The organism is Guptibacillus sedimenti (assembly GCF_028610665.1).
Classification (GTDB): Bacteria; Bacillota; Bacilli; order Bacillales; family Guptibacillaceae; genus Guptibacillus; species Guptibacillus sedimenti.
The window spans coordinates 338,111-351,344 of sequence record NZ_JAQQWV010000002.1; the positions used below are offsets into that span (position 1 = coordinate 338,111).

Here is a 13,234-nt window from a genome sequence, read left to right on the forward strand (position 1 = left end):
TTGCAATAGATTAAAGCGAAGGGGGCAGATCGGCGTGAGCGATAACTATCTAGGGATCATTCTTCCCAAATCAACGTATGAGGCGATGGCTGAACTACATGGAGGCACACGCAGCATGTTTATGATTTGGGAGAAAGCAGCGAGAAAACATGGCCTTATTCCTTGTTATATGCGGTTCTTTGATATTCAACCAGGCGTAGCAAAGGTGAATGCCTATGTCTACAATAACGAGACGTTTCATCTTCAAAAAGTTCCAGCGCCGAAAGTCATTTACACGCGTGTCCTCGATTACTTGCCAGCTTATCGTTCTCATCTGAAATCCTTAATGAAGGAAGGGCACGTGATCTACAATGTGCCGAATTATGATGTGGAGAAACATAAGGTTCACGACCTCTTAGTTAAAAACGAGAGTGTGAAAGACCATTTGCCAGACACAGAGCTGTTTACTGTGGCAAACTTAAATAAAATGGCGGCTCGTTACAATCAGCTTATTCTTAAAAAAAGTTACGGAGAATTTGGGATGGGCGCAATGAAAATGGAACGTTTGAAGAAGGGGTGGCGCCTTTCATATAAAACAAAAGAAGGCGAGTTAAAGCAAGTCGATTTTAAAACGAAGCTCCCTACCGTACTTATCAATCGGTTCCGCAATCATACCTATTTAATTCAGGAAATGATTCCACTTGCTACTTACAAAACCCTTCCATTTGATTTACGAGTAGCTACGCAAAAAAATCGATACGGAGAGTGGCAAGTATCAGGGCTGATGTGCAAGGTCGCAAATGGAGGAGACTTTCTAACGAATGGGGCCCAGGGTGGAACGACTTACACACTCGAAGCGGTTGCCCCGCACTCGCATCCAACGATTCCTTACGAAACGATTGTTCACCGTATTCATCAGCTCGCCCTTCAGATCACTCATATCCTTGATCAGCATTTTCCACACCTAGCGGATCTCGGCTTCGATATTGGGATCACGCAAGAAGGAAAACCGTATTTTATCGAATGTAATTTTATCTCTGACTATGTGAGCGGATTGTTTGAAGATGGACGGATCCTTCACGACGAGTGGGAATCTGTGTTTCGGACGCCGATTGAATATGGGAGATACTTAATGGATCGATTGTAGAAAGAACAGAAACACTGACTGGGTCTAGCAGTTTCTGTGTTCGGATACAAAAATTAAACTGACACATCAAAGGGAGCACCGAATCGCAAGGATGATGGCGCTCTTTTTTTATTTAACGTAGCTCTTTAATTGGTGTAGGAAATTTGAAAAAGAACTTTATGTTTTTTCAAAGAAGATGGGAGAAACGAGGGACCGTTTAAGTGACCAGTAGTGGTTCGGAATTGGGGAAGTCTAGTAAAATGTAGCTGGTGTTTAATCAGTTTAAAGGGCAAATTTATGGAAGAGTTGAATTAGAGATAACAGCTAAATTGAAACATATTTCTTATGTGAACGTATGTATTGAGGGATAGTATGATAAAAACCGGCAAGGAACTTATTGGTGATTTTTCTTCTGATTGATAATCGGAAAGGAGGAGAAGTATGGCAGTTTTTTTGATTAGTTTCTTTTCGGCAGTAATCATATACATGACTGTTCATTCGATAATCAAGGCTTTAAATATAGCCTTAAATAGAGATGAGATATCAAAACGCAAATATAGACTTATTATTGCTACATCAATTGTTATTGGCACTTTCGTAGCAGTAATTTTACCTTTTGGATATCAAAGGCTTTTTGATGCTATTCTGTAAAGTTTTCTTTAGCGTTTGCATAGAAGGTTAGTGTTGGGAGGTATATTTAAACTCCTGCCACTAAACACCAAATTGTTTTAAATGGTGGTCAAGATGCTTGTAGATTCCTTTTCCCCATTGTTCGGAAGTAAGTTTTCCGAAAAAAGGATGTGGATGATTTGTACAAGCCTCTGGTCCATTTTTTTGAAATATTATTATTTTTTGTTTCAGTTTTTCTCTTTCGATGTCAAAATCTCTTTTACTTGTAATTAAAATGGTTGGAATAGTCGACATATTATCGTCTAAAGGCTTGTCATTATAAAAGATGGGTTTTGCAAATCTACCTACTAATAACCCTAACCAACCTCTTGGAGGGAAAGAATAGCCCATTGCGATATCTTGGAAAGATGAGCAATGAGCTAACATTTGAGAGACATCCATTTTCCCCCATTTTGGTTGTGAATTTACATTTAAGTTATCGATACGATTTAAAATTTCATCTGAATACGTGATCTCAAAAATATTATTCATTAAAATCCTCCTTTAGTTTTTTATTTTAACCAAGAAATACCCTTAATTATTTAATATGTAATTCAACGTCACCGTTATTTAATCCTTGTAACTAAAGGGTGCTTTAGTTTGGAATTCGCTTCAAGATATCTGAAATCAAGTCTTCTGGACTAATCGGAGACAAATCTGGAATAACGTTTTGATCATCCTGTTTACCGTATCTTCTATTATACGAATGGCAGCGATTATTCTATATATATTCTCCTATATGTTCATTTGAAGAGGTGGTAGTAATGGATAGGAATAGTCTTAACTTACTTACGAGAATATCCTACTTTATTGGATGGGTTACTGTTTCAGGGATTATAGTATTCATTTACATTGGCATAGCTTCGGGAAAGAGTGCCAATTCGATCGATGATATTCTAAAGTTTTATGTGTCGCTTACTTTTCTTTTATCTATGTTTGGTATTCCATTGAGTATTGTTTCAATGTTTAGTAAAGATAAATTAGGAAAAAGAATATTCGCTTTCATAGTAAATTTATCGCCAGTGATGATTGTTACTTGGGGGTTTATTATTGAAGTAATTAGAGAATTCTCCGAGACACCCATTTAGAAAAGTAGTTATAAGATGTGGTTGCTTATGGAGTTATTTACTTAGTTATCGCAGTCATTTTTGCCTCGGTCTTATTGGAGAAGGAATTGGAATGAGTATCATCTTTATTTTATTCATCGTTTTATGTTTTTACTTTACACTTATATTTCTTGAAGCTGAATCTCTCTCAAGAAACAAAAACCTTACTAAATAGAAGTCTCCTATTACTTATCCTTTAGTGGTACTCAAACGCTATTCTAAAAACTTTGAAGACTGATTAGGAGGGTCAAAAAACTATACCCCTTTTATCAACGTGTTCTGGTATCTTGCTGTACTGTTTATGGCAAATGATTCATCACGCAATCCAAATATCAAATAATATTTCTTAATACCAGTGGCTTTATATCCAATAAGAACCAGTTAGACCCAAAAATAACTGAATATTCCTTCTTTTTTGCGTAGGTAGACCTTTCTCAATTTGGCATGAAAGTTGCATGTTTAATTGGTGAATACAAAAGGAGGAGAAGGATATGAAAAAAACAATCATCATGTTGTTCGTCGTCATTCTTTGGTCTGGCTCGTTTAACCAAGTCGAAGGTAGAAAAAGTGACTATACGTATTATTCTTATGGAAATGAAGGGGATGTGACTACTTCTACTACTTATGGAGTTAATTTAATGGGGGGATCAACAGATGTCGATGAGGCAATGAGATGGATGACTGAAAAAGCAAACGGTGGAGATTTTGTCATTTTAAGAACTTCTGGAAGTGATGGGTATAATCAATATCTATATGATTTAGCTCTTGAAAACCAATCCGATGTCGATTCTGTAGAAACCATTCTGTTAAAAAATCGTAATGCTTCTTACGATGCCTTTGTGTTAGATAAAGTACAGAAAGCGGAGGGCATCTTTTTTGCTGGCGGTGACCAATTTACGTATATGGATTTTATTGAGGGAACCCCACTAGAAGATACTTTAAATGATCTTATTCAGAAAGGTATACCTGTTGGAGGTACTTCTGCTGGTTTAGCGATTCAAGGCGAGTTTGTATTTGATGCGGCAAATGGGACTGTATATTCAGATGAGGCTCTTGATGATCCTTACAATCAGTATATGACCTTTTCAAAAAAATTTCTATCAAATGACTACTTAGAAAATACAATTACAGATAGTCATTTTGAACAAAGAGATCGAATGGGACGTTTAGTAGGCTTTTTATCAAGGCAACTTCTTGATGGATGGACGACTGAAGCGAAGGGAATTGCTGTTAATGAGCAAACGGCTCTCTTAATTGAAGAAGATGGTTTTGCAAGAGTGGTTGTGCAACCTGGAGGAACAAACCAATCCGTTTATCTAGCGAAATCTTCAACGAAACCTACCAATGCGGCACCACTGGAAATTGAGAATGTTGACGTAATTAAACTGAAGAATGGAGATACTATTGATTTACAGAATTGGTCTAGTCATACTGGTTCTTTCTATCAATTGAATGTTAACAATGGTAACTTATTTTCTTCTACAGGTAATATATATGGAAACTAGAAAGTGAGTTTAAATAAAGTACTTTGCTAAACCTACTTATACAAAGAGCGGTCAGAGGCTACTTGCCCCTGATCGTTTTTTATGGGATCTCCTTGTAATCGATATGCATTCACTTCAACAGTGATGAGTTTGTATTTCAATTCAAAACAGCAAATGAAATCAGTCTTCATTTGATTTCGCAACGAGTGCCTGCAGGGTATTGCTAAACGATCGGCGCATTGATGTCTTTAGTAGAATCGATGTTTGAGGAGAGGCTAGCTGATCAAGGAGAGTGAGTAACGCCGCCTGAGTCGTTACGTTATGAATCGCTTTCGAATTCATGCCTTGCTTAGCGGCTTCAAGACAAATTGGATAAGCATTCTTTCCAACAGCGATTAATACATCAACGTTATTCTTCGCGGCAAGAGCGCCCACTTTGCGGTGTTCCTGTTCCGCGTAATCCCCAAGCTCTTCAATTTCCCCTAAGACGGCAACTGTTTTTCTTCCTTCTGCTGTTTCAACGAGAACTTCTAATGCCGCTTCGATGGAAGTGGGATTTGTATTCCACGTGTCGTCGATGAGCAGACTCCCTTTTTTCCCTTCATAGAACTGCAAGTGACTTTTAATGTGACGGAACGTATGAAGGCGACGAATCGCATCCTGGATCTTAACACCGACAAGGGTGGAAGCACTAATCGCTGCGAGCGCATTGGAGACGTTGTGCGTGCCGTAGCCAGGTACAAAACAAGCGAACTCACCTTCATGGCAGGAAAGGGTAAAATCCATGCCGTTTTTATTGAGATTAAATCGGATCGAATGGGCTCGGTAATGCGCTTTCGCATCCTGACCATAGTATAGAACCTTTCCAGTGAACTCACTTAAATCAAGGCTCTGAATCGTTTCATCATCTCGATTTAAAAGGATCGTTCCATTCTTTCCAACAGCTTTTAACATCTTTGCCTTTTCAGCGATATACGCATCCTGGCTTCGAAATCCCTCTATATGATCGGTCCCTATTGCTGTGATAATCCCAATTTGTGGGCGGAAATAATGCGCAGAATAAAGCAGCTGATTGGGTCCAGATACGCCCATTTCAAAAACGGCATAATCGGTTTTTTCGTCGATTTCAAGCAAGTAATCAAGGTTTCTTGCGAGTCCGTTATGACTTAATTTCGTTCGCACCACCTGTTTTCTTTCTGAAAGAATCCATGAAATCATTTCTTTCGTTGTCGTTTTTCCACACGTCCCGGTCACGCCGATTACAGGAAGATGGAATAAGCTACGGTAGAACGAAACAAATCGGTAATACGCTTTTCTCACATTCTCTACATAGATAACCGTCACATCATCTCGTACATGCTTCAGGGCTTTTGGATTAGAGGTGACGACGGTTAGATTGCGGACTGCTGGTAATGGAAGGGAGGCCTTTCGTTTCAATATAAAAACAAGCGATGAATCTGTGATCAGATGTTCCCCATATTTTGCCGCGTTGTGAATGGTTTTGGTAATGCTCCCTGAAAGAACCTTTCCTTCTAGCACAGGAATCAATTGACGTAATGGAAGGTTTTTCATCGTAAACCTACTCTCGTATTAGACTTCTATGTATGTTATTCGAATTCATAGAAATCTGTACGGGCTAATCCATCATCTTAAGCGGAAGCACATCCCTCTTTTCTTCCAAAAGCATATACTACCCTAGAGCTTGCCAGCTGTGAAAATGGAGCGGGGGTAGTAGGATGTATGTGATCAAACCATACGAGAAAAAAGGCCAAATGATGATCGTTTCGAAATCAACCATTCCTGGTCTAGTTGGATATTTAAATAGGCAAGTGCGGCTACAGTTCGGAATTAGATCGGTAGAAGTAACGATCCACTTTTCTGATGCGATCAAAAAAGAAAATGTGTATCTTTCAACAGATGTGTTGAAACAGCTTAGACTACCATTAACGTGCGGCTATGATTTGGTTGTACAAGGAGGCAAGGTGACGATCGGTCCTTTTATCGGGATTCTTTGTGAATTAACGAATCGAAAACTAACGGAAATGTTACCAACGTACAGTAGTTTTGTGAAAGGTTACCGATACATTGGGGGCGCGATCGCTGTGTTTTCAATCGAAGGAATTCAGAAAGAAAAGCAAACGATTACTGGTTATCTCTATGATCCTGAGAAAAACAGCTGGGAAGTAAAGTCCTTGCCGTTTCCGGCCGTCGTGATGTCGATTGCTGAGCCAAGTTTAACCGCATCGTGGGAAGTTTTTCATGAGCATATGAAGAATTTTGAATCGTTGCTAGGAGGTCGTGTTTTCAACTATCCGCATTTCTCGAAATGGGAAATGCATCAAATGTTACGATCAGAATTAAAGGAACATCTGCCTGAAACGACTCTCTACACAAATGTTGAAAATATCCATGAAATGCTGAACAGGCATGGAAATATTTATATTAAGCCGTTACACGGTAGATTAGGGAAACGCATCTTTAATGTTGTTAAAAATGGCGAACAAATAAAGGTGAAATATGATGAGAAACGGATGAGACATGAGGAAGTATTTTCGTCTAATGCCGACAGCCATCTCTTTTTTCAAAAGCATCTTATTCCAGGCGCTTTTCTTATTCAACAAACGATTCCACTTAAAATGCATAAAGGAAGCGTAATTGATTTCCGGGTGATGGTTGCAAAGAATGAAAAAGGTTTGTGGGAGAACTTAGGAATCTACTCAAGGTACGGAGCTAGAGGGCAAATCGTTAGCAACATAACGGCGGGTGGTCATACTGAAATTGCAAGGGACACGTTGAAAACCGTATGGAAACTTGAAGATAAAGAGATTCAGAGAGTCGAACAGGAAATGGAGCAGATTGTGTTACGTTCGATTGAAGTATTAGAAAACCAGGGCTACCATTTAGGCAATATTGGCGTTGATATTGGACTAGATGAAGAATGTCATATGTCCATTATTGAAATCAATCATCAAAATCCCGATCCGTACATTGCGCTGATGGCGAACGATCGCTTAGCATTTTACAAGTGCCGGTTTCAATTGATGAGGTATGGACGGTATTTGGGTGGGTTTTAGGTGGAGAGGCTGCTGGTGAAGGAGAGAATGAATGGAGCTATCCTTTTCGCATACGGGGTGTAAAAAGTAGGTAAGAAAAGGATAGCTAGCTTATTGGTAATGTTATTTTCATAGGTACCCTCATTCATTGGTGGATTTCTGCAAATTCAACAAATGGATCGACGCGAAAGAATAGCTGTTCCAACTCTTTAAACGAACACATCACTTGGTCTGATGATTCATCAAAGAAGACAATTGCATAATCATCGTCATCTTCTGACCAAACCCGTTGGCCATAAGGGAGCGAATGATCATTCTCAAGAGTAACGTCTTTAATATCAAATGTGGCATGAATCCATTCTTGAACTCGTTCACGAGCTTCCATGATTTAGCCTCCTCTAAAAAGTATTTCTCCTATTGTTACCCGAATTATATGGGGGTTAAGCAAATATTTTTTTGTTTAAGCTAAAGCAAGCTTACGACAGGCATGGTGAATGAGCGTTAAGGGTGGGGAAATGTGAACGAAAAAGAGAGCTCTCGTAATGAGGACTCTCTTTTTGCTACGGGATGCTGCTGTTTGGAAGAATGATTCTCGTTAGCCACTACAAGTCGAATTTGGCCAATATAGTTGGGATTTAGCCAATAAAATTAAAAATTAGCCAATAAATCAAGATTTTGGTCAATAAAGAAGGGGTTCACCTTATCGATCGTTTATACTATTATTTATCATGGAAGAATCATTGAAGCTCAGAAGATTGATCATGACAGTTCGATAGATTAGAGGAAGAAGAATAAGAAGGAGAAGTTATCATGCCGACAACTATGAACAACACAAGAATTGAATCTGATTTTTTAGGAGAAAAAGAAGTACCGATTGAAGCCTATTATGGTATTCAAACCCTGCGCGCCGTGGAGAATTTTCCGATTACGGGCTACCGCATTCATGGAGAATTGATTAAAGGATTTGCGATGGTGAAGAAAGCGGCGGCGCTTGCCAACATGGAAGTGAAGCATTTGTATTCCGGCATCGGCAATGCGATTGTGGAAGCAGCGGACGAATTGCTGGAAGGAAAGATGCATGACCAGATCATTGTCGATCCAATCCAGGGAGGCGCTGGCACTTCGATCAACATGAACGTGAACGAAGTGATCGCAAACCGTGCGATTGAGTTGTTAGGAGAAGAAAAAGGGAACTACATCGTTTGTAGCCCGAATACGCATGTGAACATGTCACAGTCCACTAACGACTCTTTTCCAACTGCCATTCACCTCTCTGTTTTAAATATGATGGAACAACTATTAAGCACGATGGAAGACATGCATGAGGCTTTCGAACAGAAAGCTCAAGAGTTTAATCACATTATTAAAATGGGGCGTACTCACCTTCAAGATGCGGTACCGATTCGACTTGGTCAGGAATTTCAAGCATACAGCCGCGTCATCGCAAGAGATATAAAGCGAATCAAACAATCTCGTCAGCATTTGTATGAGCTGAACATGGGGGCAACGGCGGTTGGCACGGGACTAAATGCAGATCCGCGCTATATTGAATTCGTCGTCAAAGAACTTGCTGACATTAGCGGTTTACCACTGGTTGGGGCGGAAGATATGGTTGACGCAACGCAAAATACCGACGCGTATACTGAAGTTTCCGGTGCGTTAAAAGTGTGCATGATGAACATGTCAAAAATTGCGAATGACCTCCGCTTAATGGCGTCAGGACCACGAGCAGGATTAGGCGAAATCAGCTTGCCTGCAAGACAGCCAGGCTCTTCGATCATGCCAGGTAAAGTGAATCCAGTACTACCTGAAGTGATTAATCAGGTCGCCTTCCAGGTCATCGGAAACGACAACACCATCTGTCTCGCTTCTGAAGCAGGTCAGCTTGAGTTAAACGTCATGGAACCCGTACTTGTTTTCAATCTGCTTCAATCGCTCAGCATTATGAAAAACGCATTCCGCACGTTTACTGACAACTGCTTAAAGGGCATTGAAGCGAATGAAGACCGCCTCAATGAGTACGTAGAAAAAAGCGTTGGCGTACTAACTGCCGTAAACCCGCACATCGGGTATGAAGTAGCAGCGCGAATCGCGAGAGAAGCGATTCTAAGCGGCGCCTCAATCCGAGAGCTTTGCATAAAGTACGATGTGCTGACAGAAGAAGAACTGAACTTAATTCTAGATCCTTATGAGATGACGCATCCAGGAATCGCTGGCGTGTCGTTGTTTGAGCGGGAGTAGTTGTAATGTAAAGCCGCACTTCGTCGTTAAGCGAAGGGCGGCTTTTTTGTGCATGAAGAGATTCGTTATGAGAGGTGGCCAGTGCTGTTAGCTCCTGTCGACGTTAGAATCATTCTTGTTAGCTAATAAAAGTTGAGTTTTGGCCAATATATTCTGGTTTTAGCCAATAAAAAACGATTTTGGTCAATATAAACGAAATCTAGCCAATAAAGCGAGCGGTTCTCAGTCCCGCAACCCACATTTAGGAAACCGGTTTACTAAAAACAACTTAAAAAATTAGAAAACTCCCACATTTACCATTGAAATCGGATACATTATGTGGTTTAATCATAACTAACGAACCATTCCGGCTATTTTTTTTGCTGGTTTACGAAACCGGTTTCCTTAACTTGTTTTGTCATCTATGGGTCTATCATTTATTGGAGGGGATATAGGATGAAAGGTAAAAAGAAATTTCTTTCCGTGCTGTTGCTAAGTACAGCTTTAGTATTAGCTGCTTGTAACGGGGGCGGAGATGAGTCATCTGGAGATGGCAAAGTAACGTTGGACTTTTGGACATTTGGCGCAACAAACTATGAATCTTTAGCGGAAGAATATATGAAAGACAATCCGGATGTTGAGATTAATGTAAAAACGTCTGAGCTAGGCGATCACCATAACAGTCTCTTTACATCGATTTCTGCAGGAACGGGCGCACCAGATCTTGCGATGATCGAAGTGGATCAGCTTGACCGTTACCGCGAGGCGCAGGAGCGATTTGTGAACCTGTATGATCTTGGGGCAGATGAAGTGCAAGGCGATTATCTTGATTGGAAATGGAACATGGCAGAGAGTACAGATGGCGACTTCTTATTCGGACTTCCAACAGATATCGGCCCGAAAGCAATGTATTACAACGTGGACGTTTTTGAAGAAGCAAACTTACCAACTGAACCAGAGAAAGTAAAAGAAATGATTTCCTCACCTGATCAATTTGCAGACGCTGCGAAAACAGTGCTTGATGAAACAGGCAAACCAATGGTTGATAGCATGGAAATGGCTTACCGTGCCAACATGGATGCTTTAGAGAAAAGTTATTTCAATGAGAAAGATGAACTGATCATTGGCAAGGAAGGTAATGAAGTAAAAGAAGCTTATGACTACGCTGTTTCTCTTTATGAAAAGGGTTACGTAGGAAATTATGAAATGTGGACGCCTGAATGGGCAACGGCTCTTAACAAAGGTGACTTTGCCGTCGAGATGGCTCCAGCGTGGTTGAAAGGCTACATGACAGAAAATGCTCCAGAAGGAAAAGGCAACTGGCGCGTATCAACACTACCAAGTGAGTTTGCTGGTAACTGGGGTGGATCTTACGTCGCGATCCCGGCAGAAACAGAGCATAGTGAAGAAGCATATGAGTTTGCAAAATGGCTCGTTTCTCCTGAAAACCAGTTGAAATCATTCGAAGAGAGCGGACTTTTCCCTTCAGCTCCATCCGTGTATGAAATGGACGAATTTGTGAATAACGAAGACGAGTACTTCGGTGGTCAAAATACAGCGGCTACTTTTGCGGAAGCAGCGAAAGAAATTCCAGCTGTCTACAAAGGACCAAAATACGTAACAGTCAATGATGAAGTACTGACTGCCCTAAGAAACGTGCAAGAAGGTGCTGATCCTGAGAAAGAATGGAAAGATGCGGTTAAGCGTATCGAGGGGTTAGTGAAACGATAAACAGAAAGCTGCTTAAAGGCTGGCGGGGGAAAACTCTTCCGGCCTTTAACTTTGGAGGAGGTTAAGTCATTGGAGGATGTGCAAAAGCAAGCAAAAGCTCGTAAAACAATCAAAGCTAGTAAACTGTCTGAAAAGAAGAAAGACATGATTTCAGGCTATCTCTATGTTGCACCATTCTTTATTGTGTTTGGGATTATTGGGTTATATCCAGCTCTGTTTAGTATTGTCCTAGCTTTTCAGGAATGGAACGGGCTTGGTGAGATGGAGTTTGTTGGACTTAGTAACTTTGCAGTCGTTTTACAAGATCCGTTATTTTGGAAGTCTTTATATAATACGGTCATCATCGGGTTAATGGGAACGGCACCGCAGTTAATTGTCGGGATAGTTCTTGCATATTTCCTGAATCTCGCTGTGATTCGTTTCACCAATTTCTTCAGAGTAACGATTTTTATGCCATACATCACGTCGATGGTTGCCGTTGCTCTCGTGTTTGGGGTTTTCTTTAGTAGTAATGAAACGGCACTTGCAAACTACGTGATTGGCTTGTTCGGCGTTGATCCAGTGAGCTGGAAAACGTCTGAATGGGGAGCGAAAATTGCGATTGCGCTCATGGTATTTTGGCGCTGGGTCGGCTATAACACCATCATTTATCTAGCTGGCCTACAAAGTATTTCGAAGGATCTGTATGAAGCGGCTACGATAGATGGAGCGAACAAACTCGAGCAGTTTATCTACATTACGATTCCATTATTGAAGCCATTCATTATTCTAACGGTGTTTATGTCGACTGTTGGTGCCCTTCAATTATTTGCGGAACCAACCGTGTTCTTAGGCTCATCTGCATTCAGTCGCGATGAAGCGATGACAGTGGTGATGTACTTGTACCGTGATGCCTTTAACCTTGGCTCATTCGGAACCGCATCCGCTACGGCAGTATTGTTGCTTATTATCATTATTGGTGCTGCAGCGATTAATACGTGGTTAACATCTGGCATTGGCAGTAAGAAGAAGAGAGGAGTGTAAGGGATGAAAAAAAGAAAAAATCAATCAAAAGCGGGCACGTTACCGATTTATCTTATCCTGGGATTTACCTCTCTCTTTTCTCTGTTCCCATTTTACTGGATGTTCGTCATGGCGACGCAGCCGAGTGCGGCGTATAACTCTATTCCACCGACGCTACTACCTGGTGGAAAGCTAGTTGAGAACTTCCAGAAAGTACTTGATACGATTCCGTTTTTCCAGGCGATGTGGAACACCGTCTTGCTATGTACAGTCGTAACCGTAGCGGTTTTACTGATCAGTTCATTAGCAGGATTTGCGTTTGCGAAGTTCCAGTTCCCAGGTAAAAACTTTTTGTTCATCTTAATTCTGTTAACAATGGTTATTCCGCCACAGCTGGGATTGATTCCACAGTACTACCTCATTTCCCAACTAGGCTGGCTTGATACATTGATGGGTGCGGGAATCTTATTCCTACTAAATCCACTCGGAATTTTCCTAATGCGTCAATATATCAGTGAATCCGTACCTGACGAATTAATGGAAGCGGCAAAGCTTGATGGCTGTTCGAACTTTAGAATTTATTGGAGTATCGTCATTCCGATTATCAAGCCTGCTTTTGCAACACTCGGAATTATTGTCTTTACGTTAGTATGGGGAGAATTCCTATGGCAGTTCACCGTTCTGCGTGATCCATCTTCTTATACGCTACAGGTGGCGCTTGCTTCTCTAAACAATGCTTTCCGAGTCGATTTCGGAATGTTACTTTCAGGCGTGTTCTGGGCAACGGTTCCATTGATTATTATTTTCCTTATTTTCAACAAGTGGTTTATTTCGAGCATTACGGAAGGATCTGTTAAATAATCG

General features: G+C 40.7%; 11 protein-coding genes. 8 read left to right on the forward strand and 3 right to left on the reverse strand.

Annotated features, from left to right (window positions below):
• Nucleotides 1–34 precede the first annotated feature (34 nt).
• Complete coding sequence (locus tag PQ578_RS10040) at nt 35–1,126, forward strand: YheC/YheD family protein (RefSeq protein WP_273834079.1); 1,092 nt, start codon at nt 35–37, stop codon at nt 1,124–1,126.
• A 420-nt stretch (nt 1,127–1,546) separates the two neighbouring features.
• Nucleotides 1,547–1,756: a hypothetical protein gene (locus PQ578_RS10045; protein ID WP_273834080.1), complete on the forward strand. Its 210-nt coding sequence runs from the start codon at nt 1,547–1,549 to the stop codon at nt 1,754–1,756.
• A 60-nt stretch (nt 1,757–1,816) separates the two neighbouring features.
• On the opposite strand, the gene PQ578_RS10050 is transcribed toward PQ578_RS10045, so the two are convergent.
• Complete coding sequence (locus tag PQ578_RS10050; protein ID WP_273834082.1) at nt 1,817–2,266, reverse strand: DUF1569 domain-containing protein; 450 nt, start codon at nt 2,264–2,266, stop codon at nt 1,817–1,819.
• A gap of 1,105 nt (nt 2,267–3,371) precedes the next feature.
• On the opposite strand from PQ578_RS10050, the gene PQ578_RS10055 reads away from it, so the two are divergent.
• Nucleotides 3,372–4,385: a cyanophycinase gene (locus tag PQ578_RS10055; RefSeq protein ID WP_273834084.1), complete on the forward strand. Its 1,014-nt coding sequence runs from the start codon at nt 3,372–3,374 to the stop codon at nt 4,383–4,385.
• A gap of 159 nt (nt 4,386–4,544) precedes the next feature.
• Here the strand turns inward: PQ578_RS10055 and PQ578_RS10060 are convergent, their stop codons facing one another.
• The gene (locus PQ578_RS10060; RefSeq protein WP_273834085.1) at nt 4,545–5,936 is read right to left on the reverse strand and encodes a UDP-N-acetylmuramoyl-tripeptide--D-alanyl-D-alanine ligase; all 1,392 of its coding nucleotides are present in this window, start codon (nt 5,934–5,936) and stop codon (nt 4,545–4,547) included.
• 164 nt (nt 5,937–6,100) lie between these two features.
• Between PQ578_RS10060 and PQ578_RS10065 the strand changes: the two genes are divergently transcribed.
• Nucleotides 6,101–7,438 carry a YheC/YheD family endospore coat-associated protein gene (locus PQ578_RS10065; protein WP_273834086.1) on the forward strand — a complete coding sequence of 446 codons (1,338 nt, stop codon included), beginning with the start codon at nt 6,101–6,103 and terminating at the stop codon, nt 7,436–7,438.
• A 124-nt stretch (nt 7,439–7,562) separates the two neighbouring features.
• On the opposite strand, the gene PQ578_RS10070 is transcribed toward PQ578_RS10065, so the two are convergent.
• Nucleotides 7,563–7,802, reverse strand: coding sequence for a hypothetical protein (locus PQ578_RS10070; RefSeq protein WP_273834088.1), 240 nt, complete (start codon nt 7,800–7,802; stop codon nt 7,563–7,565).
• 425 nt (nt 7,803–8,227) lie between these two features.
• On the opposite strand from PQ578_RS10070, the gene aspA reads away from it, so the two are divergent.
• The 4 genes from aspA to PQ578_RS10090 all read left to right on the forward strand — a co-directional run bounded on the left by aspA (nt 8,228) and on the right by PQ578_RS10090 (nt 13,231).
• The gene (gene aspA, locus PQ578_RS10075) at nt 8,228–9,658 is read left to right on the forward strand and encodes an aspartate ammonia-lyase (RefSeq protein WP_273834091.1); all 1,431 of its coding nucleotides are present in this window, start codon (nt 8,228–8,230) and stop codon (nt 9,656–9,658) included.
• Nucleotides 9,659–10,093: 435 nt separating this feature from the next.
• Nucleotides 10,094–11,368, forward strand: coding sequence for an ABC transporter substrate-binding protein (locus PQ578_RS10080; RefSeq protein WP_273834093.1), 1,275 nt, complete (start codon nt 10,094–10,096; stop codon nt 11,366–11,368).
• 69 nt (nt 11,369–11,437) lie between these two features.
• Nucleotides 11,438–12,391 (forward strand): carbohydrate ABC transporter permease, encoded by a 954-nt coding sequence (locus PQ578_RS10085; RefSeq protein WP_224884818.1) that lies wholly within the window; start codon nt 11,438–11,440, stop codon nt 12,389–12,391.
• 3 nt (nt 12,392–12,394) lie between these two features.
• Entirely contained in the window at nt 12,395–13,231 is an 837-nt protein-coding gene (locus PQ578_RS10090; RefSeq protein WP_098442744.1) for a carbohydrate ABC transporter permease, read from the forward strand.
• Nucleotides 13,232–13,234: the final 3 nt, after the last annotated feature.